This window comes from Bradyrhizobium sp. P3_C3 (assembly GCF_056402655.1).
In genome coordinates this window covers 81,696-99,136 of the sequence record NZ_JBFUGY010000024.1, presented here as the reverse complement: position 1 = coordinate 99,136, position 17,441 = coordinate 81,696, and the positions used below count along the sequence as shown (strand labels likewise).

At 61.8% G+C, this 17,441-nt stretch carries 17 protein-coding genes; 9 read left to right on the top strand and 8 right to left on the bottom strand.

The features are described from left to right. Nucleotides 1–4: 4 nt before the first annotated feature. Nucleotides 5–190 (bottom strand): hypothetical protein, encoded by a 186-nt coding sequence (locus AC1DW2_RS25545; RefSeq protein WP_477007420.1) that lies wholly within the window; start codon nt 188–190, stop codon nt 5–7. A 257-nt stretch (nt 191–447) separates the two neighbouring features. Here AC1DW2_RS25545 and plsY point away from each other — a divergent pair, with 257 nt between their 5' ends. Together plsY and AC1DW2_RS25535 are read left to right on the top strand one after the other, a co-directional pair. Next, complete coding sequence (gene plsY / locus AC1DW2_RS25540; RefSeq protein WP_354176942.1) at nt 448–1,134, top strand: glycerol-3-phosphate 1-O-acyltransferase PlsY; 687 nt, start codon at nt 448–450, stop codon at nt 1,132–1,134. Between the two features lie 331 nt (nt 1,135–1,465). Then, complete coding sequence (locus AC1DW2_RS25535) at nt 1,466–2,068, top strand: TrbC/VirB2 family protein (protein ID WP_354176944.1); 603 nt, start codon at nt 1,466–1,468, stop codon at nt 2,066–2,068. A 125-nt stretch (nt 2,069–2,193) separates the two neighbouring features. On the opposite strand, the gene AC1DW2_RS25530 is transcribed toward AC1DW2_RS25535, so the two are convergent. From AC1DW2_RS25530 to AC1DW2_RS25515, 4 genes are all read right to left on the bottom strand, one after another. Beyond that, the gene (locus AC1DW2_RS25530; protein ID WP_354176945.1) at nt 2,194–2,538 is read right to left on the bottom strand and encodes a YunG family protein; all 345 of its coding nucleotides are present in this window, start codon (nt 2,536–2,538) and stop codon (nt 2,194–2,196) included. A gap of 524 nt (nt 2,539–3,062) precedes the next feature. Further along, nucleotides 3,063–4,154 carry a TRAP transporter substrate-binding protein gene (locus AC1DW2_RS25525; protein ID WP_014496209.1) on the bottom strand — a complete coding sequence of 364 codons (1,092 nt, stop codon included), beginning with the start codon at nt 4,152–4,154 and terminating at the stop codon, nt 3,063–3,065. A 193-nt stretch (nt 4,155–4,347) separates the two neighbouring features. Further along, complete coding sequence (locus tag AC1DW2_RS25520; RefSeq protein WP_166094096.1) at nt 4,348–5,490, bottom strand: Mrp/NBP35 family ATP-binding protein; 1,143 nt, start codon at nt 5,488–5,490, stop codon at nt 4,348–4,350. A gap of 108 nt (nt 5,491–5,598) precedes the next feature. Then, the gene (locus AC1DW2_RS25515) at nt 5,599–6,036 is read right to left on the bottom strand and encodes a VOC family protein (RefSeq protein WP_354176947.1); all 438 of its coding nucleotides are present in this window, start codon (nt 6,034–6,036) and stop codon (nt 5,599–5,601) included. Between the two features lie 206 nt (nt 6,037–6,242). On the opposite strand from AC1DW2_RS25515, the gene AC1DW2_RS25510 reads away from it, so the two are divergent. The 6 genes from AC1DW2_RS25510 to AC1DW2_RS25485 all read left to right on the top strand — a co-directional run bounded on the left by AC1DW2_RS25510 (nt 6,243) and on the right by AC1DW2_RS25485 (nt 11,982). Further along, on the top strand, nt 6,243–7,115 hold the full coding sequence (locus AC1DW2_RS25510; protein ID WP_354117347.1) for an NAD(P)-dependent oxidoreductase: 873 nt from the start codon (nt 6,243–6,245) through the stop codon (nt 7,113–7,115). A 22-nt stretch (nt 7,116–7,137) separates the two neighbouring features. Continuing rightward, the gene (gene nhaD, locus AC1DW2_RS25505; RefSeq protein ID WP_283018638.1) at nt 7,138–8,415 is read left to right on the top strand and encodes a sodium:proton antiporter NhaD; all 1,278 of its coding nucleotides are present in this window, start codon (nt 7,138–7,140) and stop codon (nt 8,413–8,415) included. A 137-nt stretch (nt 8,416–8,552) separates the two neighbouring features. Beyond that, entirely contained in the window at nt 8,553–10,148 is a 1,596-nt protein-coding gene (locus AC1DW2_RS25500; protein WP_283018637.1) for a sensor histidine kinase, read from the top strand. 44 nt (nt 10,149–10,192) lie between these two features. Continuing rightward, the gene (locus AC1DW2_RS25495) at nt 10,193–10,396 is read left to right on the top strand and encodes a DUF1289 domain-containing protein (protein ID WP_028146760.1); all 204 of its coding nucleotides are present in this window, start codon (nt 10,193–10,195) and stop codon (nt 10,394–10,396) included. A gap of 28 nt (nt 10,397–10,424) precedes the next feature. Further along, the gene (locus AC1DW2_RS25490) at nt 10,425–10,964 is read left to right on the top strand and encodes a TIGR02281 family clan AA aspartic protease (RefSeq protein WP_063984038.1); all 540 of its coding nucleotides are present in this window, start codon (nt 10,425–10,427) and stop codon (nt 10,962–10,964) included. A gap of 349 nt (nt 10,965–11,313) precedes the next feature. Next, nucleotides 11,314–11,982: an outer membrane protein gene (locus tag AC1DW2_RS25485; protein ID WP_477007419.1), complete on the top strand. Its 669-nt coding sequence runs from the start codon at nt 11,314–11,316 to the stop codon at nt 11,980–11,982. A gap of 52 nt (nt 11,983–12,034) precedes the next feature. Here AC1DW2_RS25485 and dusA read toward each other — a convergent pair whose 3' ends face one another. Continuing rightward, nucleotides 12,035–13,021 carry a tRNA dihydrouridine(20/20a) synthase DusA gene (dusA, locus tag AC1DW2_RS25480; RefSeq protein WP_477007418.1) on the bottom strand — a complete coding sequence of 329 codons (987 nt, stop codon included), beginning with the start codon at nt 13,019–13,021 and terminating at the stop codon, nt 12,035–12,037. A 361-nt stretch (nt 13,022–13,382) separates the two neighbouring features. On the opposite strand from dusA, the gene AC1DW2_RS25475 reads away from it, so the two are divergent. After that, complete coding sequence (locus tag AC1DW2_RS25475) at nt 13,383–14,165, top strand: toll/interleukin-1 receptor domain-containing protein (protein WP_477007417.1); 783 nt, start codon at nt 13,383–13,385, stop codon at nt 14,163–14,165. A 578-nt stretch (nt 14,166–14,743) separates the two neighbouring features. On the opposite strand, the gene AC1DW2_RS25470 is transcribed toward AC1DW2_RS25475, so the two are convergent. Continuing rightward, complete coding sequence (locus tag AC1DW2_RS25470) at nt 14,744–15,709, bottom strand: magnesium and cobalt transport protein CorA (RefSeq protein ID WP_477007416.1); 966 nt, start codon at nt 15,707–15,709, stop codon at nt 14,744–14,746. Nucleotides 15,710–15,811: 102 nt separating this feature from the next. After that, nucleotides 15,812–16,672 (bottom strand): DUF4118 domain-containing protein, encoded by an 861-nt coding sequence (locus AC1DW2_RS25465; RefSeq protein ID WP_477007415.1) that lies wholly within the window; start codon nt 16,670–16,672, stop codon nt 15,812–15,814. Nucleotides 16,673–17,441 lie beyond the last annotated feature (769 nt).

Here is a 17,441-nt window from a genome sequence, read left to right as displayed (position 1 = left end):
CGCATCAGGGCTGTTCGTCGGGACACCAGCGCGCGGTCAGGAACGAGCCACCCGCCGCTCCGGCAAACAGGAGCGCCACGGCGAGGATACTCGTGAACACCGAGATCAAACCGCGCTGATAGGCGTTGATCGTGGCGGTGCCAAACGTCAGCCAGCTCCCTGTCGCGACAACATTCGACACAGCCTGCAAGATCACACACCGCGTCACCGGCCTGTAGTTCAGGAACCTCCAAAGCAGCGGCCCGCCCGCGATTGCGAGCGTAGCGATCCATGCAAAGATCAGCGTTTGGTATGTGAAAAAGGCCGGTCAAGCTGGGGGACAAGGCAAGCATCCTGAAGCGTCCAGAGTTTGACGTTCCTGGCCGAGATGAGGTTCAAGAGCATCCCCATGGCGGTCAAACAAACCCCGCGATAGAACACTGATTGTGGAAATTGGAAATCGAACCCATGGTCTTCTGGACAGCGAGCGCAGCCGGGTTGGTGGTCGCCTATCTTTTCGGCTCGATACCCACGGGCTATCTGGCGGGGAAATTCCTTAGGGGCATCGATATTCGAGAGCATGGCTCCAAATCCACCGGGGCGACGAATGTCTTGCGCACTCTTGGAAAATGGCCTGCGTTGGTGGTGCTCATCGCCGATGTGCTGAAAGGCGCGGCGGCCATCCTCGTTGCCCGCTCGTTCTGTCCCTGGCTCTCTACGGAGCTTTCACCGACGCCGCCGGCAGCGCTTGATCTGCAAGTTTGGGTGCCATGGGCTGTTGGCCTGGCCGGAATTGCCGCGCTGCTGGGGCATAGCCGCTCGATCTGGCTGAACTTTACAGGCGGCAAATCCGCCGCGACCGGGCTGGGCGTCTTGCTGGCGATGTCGTGGCCGGTGGGATTGGGTGCTGCGACGGCCTTTGGCATCGTGCTGGCGATGACCCGGATTGTTTCCCTTGGCTCGATCCTCGCTGCACTGACGGCGATCGCCCTCGTCTGCGGTTTCGAGCACCCGTTGCCCTATCGGCTGCTGGTGATCGGAGGCGGCATCTATGTGATCGTTCGCCATCGTGCCAACATCCAACGGCTGTTGGCAGGGACGGAGCCGCGCCTGGGTCGAACTGGCTCGGATACGAAGGCAGGCGCGCAGGTCTAGCCTATTGCGGCCCCAGGAGCCGCCAATCTCCGTTCCGATATTCGATGGAAGCCTGCACGTGTCTTTCCAGTGCTCCAAGTGCTGTCGCCGTCATCTTGACGCGGTCACTGCCGTCCCAGCCAGCAAATGCGTAGAGCCATTGGCTCTCATCCGGGTTGCGATAGTGCCACTCTTTGATGGCGGCATGCGCCCTGCACCCGCTTCATTCAAAATTGAGCATTCCGCGCATTATCGGTTGTGTCAATTTCCTGTACAACCTAATCACGCTTGAGCGGTTCATCATCGACGGGTGCCGCGCGGACGTCCGCTGCGGCACCTGGGGTCCAGTCACATGAAGCGAAAGCTGGTTTGGAGCAGCGCACTGAGCCGGATCGTTCTTGCTCTCGCCGCAACGATTTGCATCGCATCGAACAGCCATGCGCAGTCCGGACAATCGAATGCTGCCGCGATTTTGCCGGATGTCGCGATGCTCATTCATGGACCGTTCGGTGAGGATTCGTACAAGCTGACGAATACAGCGGATGATTCCGTCACACTCGAAGAGTTCGGCGACCGGCGCATGCGTCTTGAGATACGGCAGATTCCAGACAAGAAATGCGTCTTTCTTTCCACAAGTCAGGAGAAGGATGGCTTCAACGTCGTGCAATTGGATTTTACGATGTTCGACGGGACTTATCAGCTGTGGGAATCTTGCCGCGGGCCGGCCGATGCTCCGCCTGACAACAGATGCACCTATTCTCTTCATTTCGGTTCGCAGAAGCGGGCGTTCTGTAATTCGCAGCGTCTACAGCTGGACTCCGACGTGAGCAAGATGTCGTTTCCCGATGAGGCCTGCCAGCCTTACGCACTCGGTGCGCGAGCAAAGAAATCCTACACCAAATACATCGACGCCTTCGAGCGCATCAAGGAGCAGTGTGGGGGTGACAGCCGATGACCGACGACGAACAGAAGCGACACGTGGTCTGCCAAGACAACAATCGGGGTAGCATGTTTGATCACCCGGAGTGAGATGATGGGTTTCGCTGCGCTCTACCCATCTTACGGTCTGCTTACTCTACCTCACTTGCCGCGGTGCCTCTGAAACACCGCCCTGAGCTCAGCCAGTTGCTTACTCGTTGCGCCCAGCTCTGCGTCGGCTCGATCTGTGAGCAAGTCGACGTAGGCAATCGGCTGATCGAACTGGCTCGCTGTGAAGTCGTACCGCCGTCCTTCGATCCGATTGTAGAAATGATCGCCCGCCGGCAGAGGCGTCTTCAGCAGCTCGCCGCCGAAGAGTTCGTGAACGAGCAGCGCCGTGACGTTGCACTGCCCTGCCGCCGGATTGTTCGGCGTCCATTGGCTGGAAGTCGACAGCGACCATGCCTTGCGCAGCACGCTTTGAACCTCATCGGGATCGAAGCTCATCGTCACCTCGCGGAATCGGCACCGAAGCTGCAATTTCGGATTATACGATTCTAGCCTTTTGCCACTGTTTTGCCCGACGTGTCAAACGGGTTCGTTGCTGGGTTGAGCCCCAACTCCATCCACCCGTCATTGCGGGCGTAGCGACTTGTCCGCCGAAGCCTCGGCGAAGGCGGAAGCAATCCAGAGTCCATCCGCGGTGACAGTCTGGATTGCTTCTTCCCAAAGGCTCTTCGCAATGACGATGCGGGAACGGACGCGCGGCAAATGACGATGTCATTCCAGATGCCGCGATCAGGCAAAATCGCCGCGTTGGCCCCGGTCGCGCGACGATTGCCCCTTCCTGCTGATTTGCCCCAACGGTCCAGATGGTTGGCGGCATTCACAGGGCAACCTGCCCTCATCGCGCTTCTACTGTGCATGGGGTTGTTTTTCATATTTTTGTTTGGACGGCCGCTGGCTGCAAAAGAAAAAGCCCGGCCTCGCGAACGAGGCCGGGCTCTGTCGTCTTGCGACGTTTCGAAAGATCAGCCGCGGGTGCGCGAGCGGATCATGAAGCTGTCGTAGGTGTATTCGGCGACCTGCCACCACAGATATTCGTCGGAGCGGTAGGCCTGCATGGCGTCGATCGACTTCTTGAAGTCGGGGTTCTTGGCCGAGATCTCGCCCCACAGCTCGTTGGTCGACTTGAGGCAGGCCTCGAGCACTTCGTTGGTGAAGGGACGAAGCTGGGTGCCGCCGGCGACCAGACGCTTCAGCGCCGCCGGGTTCTGCATGTCGTAGCGCGCGGCCATCCAGCTGTTGGCGTTGGCCATCGCGTTGGTGAGGATCGCCTGGTAGTTCTTCGGCAGCGAATTCCACTTGTCCAAATTGGTGAAGGCGTGGACGGTCGGACCGCCTTCCCAGAAGCCGGGATAGTAGTAGTACTTGGCGACCTTGGCGAAGCCGAGCTTCTCGTCATCGTAGGGGCCGACCCACTCGGCGGCGTCGATGGTGCCCTTCTCCAGTGCCGGATAGATGTCGCCGCCGGCGAGCTGCTGCGGCACGACGCCGACCTTCTGGAGCACCTGGCCGGCGATGCCGCCGATGCGCATCTTGAGGCCGGAGAGGTCCGCAACGGTCTTGATCTCCTTGCGGAACCAACCGCCCATCTGGGTGCCGGTGTTGCCGCAGGGCTGACCGATCACGTTCGACTTCTTGAAGAACTCGTTGCCGAGTTGCTCGCCGCCGCCCTGGTACCACCAGGAGTTCTGCTGGCGCGCGTTGAGGCCGAACGGCACCGAGGCGTAGATCGCCCAGGTCGGGTCCTTGCCGACATAGTAGTAGGAGACGGTGTGGCACATCTCGACCGTGCCGTTCGAGGTCGCGTCGAGCGCCTGGAGGCCGGGGACGATTTCGCCGGCGGCGAACACCTGGATCTGGAATTTGTTGTCGGTCATCTCGGCGACGTACTTCGCCAGCTGCTCGCCACCGCCATAGATGGTGTCGAGCGACTTCGGGAAGCTCGACGTCAGGCGCCACTTGATCTCGGGCATGGACTGCGCGATCGCCGGCGAGGCCACCGCGGCGGTCGCCGCCGCGCCTGCTGCCGACACTTTCAGGAAATCACGACGCTTCATCTTCAGGTCTCTCCTTGTTGGGGCGTTTCCCCTAAACTTCCTCGTTGTCGCCGCTCGTTCCGGCGACGCGTTTTTGTCGCGTCGAACCGAAGGGGCTTGACTGCCGTGGCCTTTAACACGGAAGCCCCGCTTTCGGAACGCGACAATGGCATGACGGGGCTCTACGAAAGTCGCATGTCCCCAAAAGACCGGCTCAGGCCGCGGCGATAACGCCTTTGAGCTGGTCCCGGACCTGCCCCGCAATGGCGCGATAGATCGCCGCATGAGGGCCGTCCGGCTCGCTGTCGACCACGGGATTACCGGCATCCGAGGTGGCGCGAATCGCCATGTGCAGGGGGATCTCGCCCAGGAACGGTACCCCGAGCTTCTCGGCCTCGTGGCGCGCGCCGCCATGGCCGAAAATATCCGATTTCGTGCCGCAATGCGGGCACTGGAAGTAGCTCATGTTCTCGACGATGCCGAGAACGGGCACGTTGACCTTCCTGAACATCGCAAGCCCCCGCCTTGCATCGATCAGGGACAGGTCCTGCGGGGTCGAGACGATCACGGCGCCCTTGAGCGGCACGTTCTGCGCCAGCGTGAGCTGGGCATCGCCGGTGCCCGGCGGCATGTCGACCACGAGCACGTCGAGGCTCCCCCATGCGACGTCGCGCAGCATCTGCGTCACCGCCGACATCACCATCGGACCTCGCCAGATCATCGCGGTCTCTTCCTCCACCAGGAAGCCGATCGACATGATGGCGAGGCCGAAACGCTTGAGCGGAATCATCTTGCGCTCGCCGTCCAGCGCCGGCTTCTCGTGGAGGCCCGTCAGCCGCGGCACCGAGGGGCCGTAGATGTCGGCATCGAGCAGCCCGACCTTGAGGCCGAGGTCGCGCAGGCCCAGCGCCAGGTTGAGCGCGGTGGTCGACTTGCCGACGCCGCCCTTGCCCGAGGCAACCGCGATCACGGCAGCGACACCCGGAATCTCGGACTGGCGAGCCATCGGCGATTGGGCGCCGCCCTGCGGCGGTGGCTTGTGGGCGTGGACCGGCTGCACGCCCGGCGTGCCGCGGCTCGGCGTTGGCGGCGGAGGCGGTGCGGCACCCGGCTTGCGCTCGGCGGTCAGCGCCACCATCACGGTGGTGACGCCGGGAATGGCGCGCACCGCGGCCTCGGCCTCGGCCCGGACGGATTCCCAGGCCCGCGCCTCGGCGGCATCGACGTTGATCGAGAAGAACACCTTGCCGTCGGCCGCGCTGATCGCGCTCAGCACATTGGCATTGGTGAGCGCGACCCCGCGGGGCGACTTGATCCTGGCGAGGCTGTCGAGAACCTGTTGCTGCGTCACGCTCAAAGCGCATCTCCTGAACAGAGCATGATCCGGAAAAGTGTGGAGCGGCTTTCCGATCAGATCACGCTCAAGGCTTGAGGATGCCCCATTAGAGCGGAAACGGCCAAAAGGCTACTGCTTGCCGATATCGTCTGCCATCTCCGCGGGGGCAGCCCCCTGCTCCGCAGCGGCCTCGTAATTGAGCTCGATCATGACCCCGTTGGGGTCGTGGACGAAGATCTGCCAGAGGTCGCCGCCGGGCACCTGGCGGGAGTCGAATTTCATGCCCTTGGAGGCCAATCGCTGCTTCATGCCGTCGAAACCGCGGCTGACGAAGGCGACATGGTGGACAACGCCGGAATCCGGCTTTTGTGGCTCCGAGGTCGGGGAAATATCGACGAGGTGCACCACCGCCTTGCCCTCGCTGTACATCCAGGCCCCCGGGAAGGCGAAATCGGGCCGGGCGCCTTTTTCCAGGCCCAGCACGTCCTGATAGAAGCGGACCGTCTCGGCCAGATTCCGGGTCCGGATGTTGAAATGATCGAGGACACCAACGCTCACGCCGCCCATGCTTTCGCTCCCTTTTTTTATGTAGGACCTTAATTTATGTAAGACCTTAAGTCCCGCCATCCTAGCACAGGCGGCTGCCAAACGAAGCCGTTGCCCTCTGGCCTCAAGGGTTTATGGTGCGCTCCTAATCCGCCCTCATAGCGGAACCAGGCGCCCCCTCGCCCGGCAAAAACCGTAAAACCCAAACTACGGACAAGGTACCACACATGGCTAAAGTCGCTTTCCTCGGTCTCGGCGTGATGGGCTTCCCCATGGCCGGACACCTCGTGAAAAAAGGGGGCCATGAGGTCACCGTCTACAACCGCACCGCGGCCAAGGCGAAGGAATGGGCGGACAAGTTCGGCGGCAAGACCGCGGCGACCCCGAAGGCCGCGGCCGAGGGCCAGGATTTCGTGATGTGCTGCGTCGGCAACGACAATGATCTGCGCGCGGTCACGATCGGCCCCGACGGCGCGTTTGCCGGCATGAAGAAGGGCGCGACCTTCGTCGATCACACCACCGCCTCCGCCGAGGTCGCACGCGAGCTCGACGCTGCCGCCACCAAGGCCGGCTTCAAATTCATCGACGCTCCCGTCTCGGGCGGCCAGGCCGGCGCCGAGAACGGCGTGCTGACGGTGATGTGCGGCGGCGCCGAGGGCGCCTATGCCGGCGCCGAGCCAATCATCACGGGCGCCTATGCGCGGATGTGCAAGCTGCTCGGGCCCGCCGGCTCCGGCCAGCTGACCAAGATGGTCAACCAGATCTGCATCGCGGGCCTGGTCCAGGGCCTCTCCGAGGGTATCCACTTCGCCAAGAAGAGTGGCCTCGACGTCGCCGCCGTGATCGAGACCATCTCCAAGGGCGCAGCGCAGTCCTGGCAGATGGAGAACCGCTACAAGACCATGAACGAGGACAAGTATGATTTCGGCTTCGCGGTCGAATGGATGCGCAAGGACCTCTCGATCTCACTGGCCGAAGCCCGCCGCAACGGCGCCAATCTGCCGGTGACCGCGCTGGTCGACCAGTTCTACGCCGAGGTCGAGAAGATGGGCGGCAAGCGCTGGGATACGTCGAGCCTGCTCGCGCGCCTGAACCGCTGACACCTGTCGAACTGATCCCGCCTTGCTGATCGCGATCGCCGTCATCTTCATTCTGGCCTATGCGGCGATCGCGCTCGAACACCCACTCCGGATCAGCAAGAGTGCCACGGCGCTGATCGGCGCCGGGCTGCTCTGGGCGATCTACGCGGCCACGATCGGCGACCACGCCATGGTCGGCCGGCAGATCGACGAATCCGTCGTTTCCACCGCGCAGATCGTGTTCTTCCTGATCGGCGCGATGACCATCGTCGAGGTGATCGACGCCCACGACGGTTTCGAGGTCATCACCTCCCGCATCAGCACGACGAGCCAGGTCCGCCTGATGTGGCTGATCGGCTTCGTGACCTTCTTCCTCAGCGCGATCCTGGACAATCTGACCACCACCATCGTGATGGTCTCGCTGATCCAACGGCTGATCGCCAGGCGCGACGACCGCCTGCTGTTCGCCTCCCTCATCGTCATCGCCGCCAATGCCGGCGGCGCCTGGACCGTGATCGGCGACGTCACCACGACCATGCTGTGGATCGGCGGGCAGATCACGCCGCTGAAGATCATGGGCTCGGTGTTCCTGCCCTCGCTGGTCAATCTGCTCGTGCCGCTCGCCTTCATCAGCCTTCTGGTGAAAGGCAAGACCATCGCGCCGCCGCCCAAGGACGACGGAGTTCAGCTCGTCGGGTCGTTCGAGCGCAACCTGATGTTCTATCTAGGGCTCGGTGTATTGATCGCCGTGCCCGCCTTCAAGGCGGTCACGCATCTGCCGCCCTTCATGGGCGTGCTGCTCGGGCTCGGCATCGTCTGGCTGGTCGGCGAGGTCGTTCACCGCGACAAGGACGAGCATGTCCGCCGGCCGCTGACGCTCGCGCATGCGCTGACGCGGATCGACATGAGCTCGATCGTGTTCTTCCTCGGCATTCTGCTGGCGGTCGCCTGCCTCGAACATGCCGGCCTCCTGTCGATGCTGGCGCGCTGGCTGGAGGCGACGATTGGCCGCCAGGACGTCATCGTCGTCGTGCTCGGCCTGCTCAGCGCCGTCATCGACAACGTGCCGCTGGTAGCGGCGACCATGGGCATGTACGATCTCGGCCACTACCCGCCCGACAGCTTCCTCTGGGAGTTCATCGCCTATTGCGCCGGCACCGGCGGCTCGATCCTGATCATCGGCTCGGCCGCAGGCGTCGCCGCCATGGGGCTCGAGCGGATCGAGTTCCTTTGGTACGCCCGCCGCATCGCCATCCCCGCGCTCGCGGGCTATCTGGCGGGCGCGGTGGTCTACGTCGCCCAGCATGCGGCACTGCACTGACCGGCACTGCGCGCGTTCAAAATTAACGCCGGGTTAACGTAATTCTTTAGCTCCTTAAGTCACCTCTTAAGGATTTCTTGCCAGAGATAGACAATGCAGAAGGCCCGCCTTTGCGCAGGCAGGAATGTTGTTGTTCGATGAGTAAACCCGCTGAAAAGCCAGAGGTCGTACAGCTTCCGGCCGAGCCGGTGAGCGCGCCATCGGCGAGCAGCCGACGGGCTGCGTCGCAGCGGGTACGCGAGGCGCGCGACAAGTTAACGTCGACCAGCGGAACCCGGCCGGCTTTCGACGCCGAGATGCTGCGCCAATATGCCCAGACGCGGCTGTCGGCCTCCTATGTCGTGATGCTGCTGGTGGTCGCCACCGGCGTGCTGTTCGGGCTGTGGATGCAGCCGATCCCAGCCGCGGCCTGGACCGCCGGCATGCTCTGCATCCACGCCGCGATGATCCGCAGCTGCCACCGTTTCCTGGCAGAGGCCTCCTCGCCCGCGGCGACGCGCACATGGCGGACGCACTTCGTCGTGCTCGACCTGCTCTATGGCCTGTGCTGGATGGCGATCCTGATCCATCCCGTGCTCGACATGGTCACGGAAACGCTGATGATGTTCCTGATGCTGCTGGTGATCGCAGTGTCGAGCATGCTGGCCGCCAATCTGCCGATCGCCGCCCTTGCCGCCACGGCGCCCGTCGCGGTCGCGATGGCGCTGAGCTTTGCAATCACCGGCGCGCTCGACAATTACATCCTGGCGGCGCTCGCGCTCGCAGCCGAAGGCTATTTCGTGCTGCTGGCGCACCGCCTGCACTCCTCGACCTTCGCCACGCTCGAGGCACGCGCCGAGAAGGACGCGCTGATCGGCGAGCTCGAACAGGCCAAGGCGATCTCGGACGAAGCGCGCCACCGCGCCGAATCCGCCAACGTCGCAAAATCGCGCTTCCTCGCGCAGATGAGCCACGAGCTGCGCACGCCGCTGAACGCGATCCTCGGCTTCTCCGAGGTGATGAAGAGCGAAATATTTGGCGCACACGCGGTGCCGGTCTACAAGGAATACTCGGCGGACATCCATAATTCCGGCGTGCACCTGCTCAACCTCATCAACGAGATCCTCGATCTGTCGCGGATCGAGGCTGGCCGCTACGAGCTCAACGAGGAAGCGGTGTCGCTGGTCGGCATCGTCGCCGACTGCCACCATTTGATGAAGCTGCGCGCCTCGAGCCGCGGCATCACCATCCACGAGGTGTTCGAGCAGGCCATGCCGCGGCTCTGGGCCGACGAGCGGGCGATCCGCCAGGTCGTGCTCAACCTGCTCTCCAACTCGATCAAGTTCACCCCGCAAGGCGGCGAGATCTGGCTCAAGGCCGGCTGGACCGCTTCGGGCGGGCAATATCTCTCGGTGAGGGATTCCGGCTCCGGCATCCCCGAGGACGAGATCCCGATCGTGCTCGCCTCGTTCGGCCAGGGCTCCAACTCGATCAAGTCGGCCGAACAGGGTGCAGGGCTCGGCCTGCCCATCGCCAAGAACCTGATCGACCTGCATGGCGGCACATTCACGCTGAAATCGAAGCTACGCATCGGCACAGAAGTGATCGTCACCTTCCCGCCGGAGCGCGTGATGAGTGCGCTGGCGCCGATGTCGGACGATTCTCCGCCGCTCCAGCCGGACAGTTCCGCGGTGCCCGACGAGAAGCGACGGCCGCGCCACAAGCCGATCATGAGCGCAGGTACGGGCTCTTAACGAGATGCTTGCAGACATGCCCGACGATCCCCCACTATGGCCACATGAGCAAAGAAACGCCGTGCGTCGCCGTCTGCATGATCGATCCCAAGACGAGGCTGTGCTTCGGCTGCGGCCGGACCTTGCCGGAGATCGCGCGCTGGCACGCCATGGAGAGCACGGAACGGCTCGCGGTGATGGCGCTGTTGCCGGCACGCATGGCGGACGCGGGTTTGCAGCCGATCGCGGGATCGCCGAAACGCGCCTGACCGCCCTGCGTCGCCTCGGAGGCGCGCAATGATCCGCTTCCTGCTCGTTCTCGTCATGCTCGCCGGCACGGCCGGTGCCGTTGTCGCCTATGGCGATCCCGACCGGATCGCGCGCGCAAGCAACAAGGTCTCGCACATGTTTCGCGCGCAGATCGCCTCCCCGGCCCCGGCCGTGCAGATCCAGCGCGGCCAGGGCGGCGAATTCGCGCTGCGCGCGAAGATCAACGGCGTCGCCGCGCCGATGGTGATCGATACCGGCGCGACCTCGGTGGTGCTGACCTGGGAAACCGCGAAAGCGATCGGACTGCCGCTCGAGATGCTCGAATACGACGTCGATCTCGAAACCGCGGGTGGCCACACCAAGGCTGCCCGCCTTACGCTCGACCGTCTCTCCGTCGGCCACCTCGTCGAAAAGTCGGTGCCGGCCCTCGTCGTGCCGCGCGGGCAGATGAAGACCAATCTGCTTGGCATGAGCTTCCTCGACCGCCTAGAGAGCTGGGGTGTGCGCGCCGACAAGCTGATGCTCACCGGCTACCCGGAATTGCCGGATCGCCGCGCGCTCCGATAATCCGCTTCGCTGCGCGCCCCATGCGCACGATCAGGGCCCAATCAGCCGGGACTGCCTGAGACGCACAACGCTATCGGCGTTTGTCAAATCGCTCCTTGGCCGCTCTGGCGCCAGTCAAACTGACGGAGCCGCTCCATTCAGGCAGCCCCGCTTGATCCAGTCCGCGCGCGCTGCGCAACATCGGCGCGGCTGCCAGCCAACCGCCTAACCCCGAGCCCCGCGAACAATCCGTTGATGTGGCATTTCCTCTATTTACAAACCGCCTAGTCGGTTTATAACAAGCCCATTCCCGGATCGGGGTTGGACAAGGCTGCTCCGTGAGGTGCGGCCAAGTGGGAGATTGAGAGTCATGACTGCCAGAGCCGCCTTACGCCGCACGATGCGCGCCCTGCCCTTTGCCGCGGTGTTCGCCGCGAGCAGCGCCTGCGCTGCCGACCTGGCGCCGCGCTACGCCGCGCCCTCCTCCGCCTACACGGCGCCGCAGCCGGTGTATTCGTGGACAGGTCTCTATGCGGGCTTCAACGCCGGCTACGCAGAGAGCGGCGACGACGCGTTCAATAATCTCGTCGGCATCAGCGGCGGCAAGGTCAAGGGCGCCGTCGGCGGCGTGCAGATTGGCTACAACTACCAGCTCTCGCCGATGTTCGTGGTCGGCATCGAGAATGACTTCCAGGGCGGCGACATCAAGAACCGCGACGCGCTCAACAGCGCCGCGGTGAGCATCCCCTGGTACATGACCGGCCGCGCCCGCGCCGGCATCGCGACGATGGATTCACGGCTGCTGTTCTTCGGGACCGCGGGTTTTGCCACCGGCGAGTTGAAGGACGGGCCGATCAACAAGATGAAGATGGGCTGGACCGCGGGCGGCGGCGTCGAATGGGCGTTCCTGCCGAAATGGTCGGCCAAGGCCGAGTATCTCTACACCGAGTTCAAGCACGACGATCTGCCGGACTGGAACGCCGCCAAATTCCACACCTTCCGAGTCGGCGTGAACTATCATTTCGATCTGCTCCGCTGAGGCGGATCGACGAGGAGCCGGATTTTGCGATCCGGCTCTTCACCCGTTTGGGCTAGGCCGCGGCCTCCGCCGGAGCGCGCGCACCGACACGCGCGATCGCATCGCGCAGCACGTCCACACCGGCGCCCGGCTTCACCCCCTGCTCGGCAAGATGGCGGCGGAAGGCGCGCGCGCCGGGCACGGCGTGGAACGCCCCGACGAAATGCCGCGTGATCGCATGCAGCCGCGTGCCCCGCGCGAGCTGCTGCTCGATATAGGGCATCATCGCTTCGAGCGCGTCCTGCATCGTCGCATGCGGCGCCGCTTCGCCGAAGATGTCTTGATCGACGGAGAGCAGCCGCCATGGCTCCTGATAGGCGGCGCGGCCGAGCATCACGCCGTCGACGTGCTCGAGATGCGCTTTCGCCTCGTCGATACCGGGGATGCCGCCGTTGATGATGATGGGCACATCAGGCATCGCGCGCTTGAGGCGATAGACGCGGTCGTAGTCGAGCGGCGGGATGTCGCGGTTCTCCTTCGGCGACAGACCGTTGAGCCAGGCCTTGCGGGCATGCACGATCAGCGCATCGCAGCCTGAGGCGACCACTCCGCGCGCAAGCGTATCGAGCGCGACCTCCGGATCCTGATCGTCGATGCCGATGCGGCATTTGACGGTGACGGGAATGGAAACCGCGCCCTTCATCGCGTCGACACATCGCGCCACAAGCTCCGGCTCCGCCATGAGGCAGGCTCCAAAGCGGCCATCCTTCACACGATCCGACGGGCAGCCGACATTGAGGTTGATCTCGTCATAGCCGAACTCTTCGCCGATCCGCGCGGCCTGTGCGAGCTCGCGCGGGTCCGACCCGCCAAGCTGAAGCGCCACCGGATGCTCGACCGCGTCGAACCCGAGCAGCCGCTCCCGGTCGCCATGAATGATGGCGCCGGTCGTCAACATCTCCGTATAGAGCAGCGCCCGCCGCGTCAGATGGCGATGGAACACCCGACAGCGGCTATCGGTCCAGTCCATCRTGGGGGCAATACTAAATTTCCATTTCATATCAATGGCTTAGACGTTTTTTCGGTCCAACGCAATGAAAACTAACTAGATTTTTCACCAGCAAATTCAAAGGCATATTTTGCTGGTTTGATTTCCAGACCATCTCGGTGTGCCAAAAGTGTGCCACGGGTCTTACCACTCCTAATCAAAACGCTCTTTTTGGTGTGCCGCGAGTCCGAGCCAACTTCAATCCTGCGATCTTGAGCTCACGAGGCGGGCATCGCGTCGCTATACACAATGAGATGAAGGCTCGTTGCACCGTTGATTGTTTGGTGAGGTATTCACAACCAACTTCGCAACACGAAAGGGTATCTCTAGTATCTTGGCTCTGTGATTCCTGTCGAACCAGCCCGAGGTGTCGATGATTTTTCTGAGCCATAACCATAACGACAAGCCAGTAGTTGAGCCCGTTGCGATCCGGCTTGGCCAGATTTTCGGTCAAGACAAAGTCTTTTATGACTCGTGGTCGATGCAGCCCGGGGACGGAATCATCCAGAAGATGAATGAGGGGATGAAATCCCCTCGGTTCGTTTTCTTCTTCGTTTCAGCCAACAGCCTAGCCAGCAAGATGGTTGAGCTAGAGTGGCAGAACGCTCTCTACAAATCCACCAAAGGTGAATGCAAGATCATACCTGTTCGAGTTGACGGCAGCCCTATGCCACCGATCCTGCTGCAGAACCTTTATATCGACATGTACTCACATGGCATCGAGGCCGCGATTGTTCAGATCGTGAACGTTATACAGGGCAACAACACGTTCACGCCCCAGCACCTCGGGTTTTCAAACCTCACCTTTCACGTCACAGGTGACCCGGCCAAGGAGCTAACCATCCGCATCAGCGCATCGCATCTGATGGAGCCAAATCCCGACTTTCTTGTACTCGTTCAAAACCCCCAGAACGAAGTGACGATTGAACTTAACGGCGGCCAACCTCATCGAGGGGGCTTCAATGCCAATCTCACGCTCGACAACGGAACGGTTACTAACGCCTACGCAATTGCGCCTCTCGGCGGAGCGATCACTCCTCAAATGCCGATGATCGTAACGTTGAAACCGCAGGGACCAGCCTCTGTCGTGCTACGGGGCGTATTTCACAGGAAAAACCATGAGAAATACGAGGCAATCCCGGCTGGTCCGTCTTAATCAGTCCACTATGCGCCAATCGCGCGAAACGGTGTGCCAAAAGTGTGCCGCGACTTCTTCGCGGTGAACCAACTATCTGACGAAGCAGTAGCTTTTCGAGCGGCCGCTCCAATCCATCATGGGTGCCGTAGAAAATTTCCAACGCAAGTCATTCATTTTATTGAACTATTTTATCTAGGATCGACCCCGTATGTGACTGGATCGACTGAGAAATTTGGTACGACGAGGCTTTCGCAGATCGCTCCTTCTAGGCTCATCTATGTCCGAATTGGAAGCGAAAATCTGGCCTTCGGATTCTCACCACGCACACGAAAACCCCATGTACACGTCACTCGCGCAACGCTCGCCCTTTACGCGGGTCACATTGAAGGCGAATTCGCGCAAACCGGGTCGACATTTGGCCGGCACGTTTTGCGGGAGATCACAAGTGGGAAGAGGTGGTACGCAGCACTCACGGCGATCTTGTGTTGGTGGCAGATGTCTACGAGTCGCGAGCTCTCCGAATTTCCACAACTGAGCTTTGCCGCGGTGCGATCTATGAAATGGCCCAACTCGGCAAATGCGACGGGCCACTAGCGTCAGAGCCATCGAGCGCGCTTGAAACGCAGGTAAAGCACACCGCACAATACGACGATAATGCCAACGACGACAAAGTAGCCGTATTGCGTCTTCAGCTCGGGCACGTTTTCAAAGTTCATGCCGTAAATTCCGGCAATCGCGGTCGGTACGGCCAGTATGGCGGCCCAGGCAGCCAACTGCCGCGTGATCACGCCCTGACGCTGCTGCTCCAACAGATTGCTCACCTCGAAAACCGAAGTCAGAACGTCTCGCAGGGAGTTCACCATCGCTTCGACGCGCCGCACATGGTCCAGGACGTCCTGGAAATAAGGACGAGCGTTGGCGTCAAGACACGGCGTCTCGAGGTGCACGAGCCGGCCACAGACCTCCGTCATCGGGCCGATAATTCGCTGGAAGCGGATCAGTTCTTGGCGAAGCCCGAAGAGCCGCTTGACGTCCGCGCGGCTAAGAAAGCTGTCGAGCGCGCTTTGCTCCATGGTGAGAACGCGTTCCTCGATCGTCTCGACCACCGGAAGATAGCCGTCGACGATAAAGTCGAGGATGGCATGGAGAACGTAGTCGGGGCCATAGCCCAGCAGGCTGGGGGCTGCTTCGAGCTGGGCGCGGAGATTGCTATGCGCGCGCGCCGAGCCATGCCGAACCGTGATGATGAAATTCTTCCCGACGAAAATTGCGGTTTCACCATAGGCGATGCGGTCGTGCTCGAGATGGGCTGTGCGCGTCATCACGAACAGCTGGTCGCCATAAACGTCGACCTTCGGCAATTGGTTCGCTTTCAGCGCATCTTCAATCGCAAGAGGATGAAGCCCATAGTTCTTCTCGAGCTGTTCAAGCTCTCGTTCCGGAGGCTCGAATAACCCGATCCAGACAAACTCGGATTTTCCCTTGCAATCGATAGGCTCGTCCAATGAGACGGCTTTTGCCTTCTTGCCATGACGATACAAATGGGCTGCTACGACGCTCACAACGAGCTTCCTCCAAACCTGTCGAGCGGTGTGCACCACCCCGTCACCTTAAATCGCCTGCCTTCATTTTGTTGCAGGCTTGGAGCGCGGGATGGTTCGGATTCAATCTGACGGTCGGGCATCGCGTTTGACCCGCGCATGTTGACGGTCAAGCACCAAGGCTAAGATGCGCACGACGACGTCGATCTGCGCATCCGGTGACGAAGGGCGTTCATCAGGGTCGAATGCGATTCCAACCACGGCATTCCGGCCTTCGTCCGTTTCCACGGGCCAGAAATCAAAGCGGGAGGCCAGATTGGGGTAGATGCCACTGCGTATGACAGTTCCAGTCGCCAGGGACGATCGTGCCGCCTCCAACTCGGCCTCCTGCGGCTCCACGTCTCCGACTTGCTCGAGGGAAACCACCCTGCCCTCCCTAACGAGCATCACGATGACGGGAACCTGGAAAAGCGTTGCCAGTGCCCGGGCCGTAACCGAGACGATCGTCTTCGTATTGTCGGCCGCGACGACATCACGGCAATAGCCTTGCAGCAAGGTCGCGCGCCTTCTCGACAGCTTCGCTTCGGTCGCCCTCTGCCGGGAGGTGAAGGCAACTGCACTCACGATCACCCCGACCACGAACAGCAGCCCAATCGCCCAGATGTTCGCGGGGTCATCGACCGCTAATGAGTAGCGTGGCTCGGTCAGGAAGAAATTGAATGCCAGAGCACCTGATATCGCCGAACAGAGTGACGGACCGAGGCCGAGACTCACACCTGCGATGATCACTGGAAGTACGAAGATAAGCGACAGGTTGGGGATCGTGACGCTGCTGTCAATACCGACAGCGATGACCGTTGCGGCGGCGGTCATGGCGATCGAAACAAGGTAGCGCGCCACTTCCGATGCTACCGGACCCAGAAGGGGCTCGGCATCAGGCGCCGGCGCGATGTCCTGCGGCAGCTTCGATTCAACATCCGTCACCACTTGAACTCCCGCCTGGCAGGCGACACACGTCGGCCGAAAAGAAAGCCCGTCAGCGTGCGCTTGCGGCGCTGACAGCTAACTGAGCATACAACAACTCCATCCACATGTGAGCCGCATCAAAGGCATATTCAACGTCGCGCGAAGCGCGCCCGCCGCCCGGAGTTTCAGGTATTTGATTTTCCGATTGGCTGAGGCAGCGCCGCGGGTCAGCCATGAGCGCGCGATCATTCCTGTCGAGGACGCGAAGAGGTGATCGACCGCGTGGGGGGAGAGACAGGCTCGGCCAGATATTTCGCACGCCATTTCGGCCCTGGGCCGCGCATGTAATGATTTTCCGGCCGGTATCTGGCGGACGGTCCGTACCAGGCCGGAAACAGGAACGTCATCAGCACCTCAAGGGCGCGATAAGTGAGGAGCATCAGCCTAGCGAACGATTCCCTTGCCATATTGCCCCCGAAGCGAGACACCGCCGATACCCGCGTTCGCACTCTTGGTTCGCACTCTTGGGAGTGAGATCGCGGTCAATCCGGAATGAATCGGTTCGATCCTCGAAGGCAGACCGGCTGCGATGGTGATCGCCACCTAGCCATCCTGGCCTCCACGAACGGATATCGCATGGAAGCATGATGTGGGTGATCGGATAGGAAATCGAGATAGCCCGGCGTCCGCTCATATAGGCGCCGCATAGTGGGCACGACTGCCCGAGAGCCGGAGTTCATCAGTTGCCGTCGCGAGCAACGGCAGACGTTTAGCGGCCATGACGGTC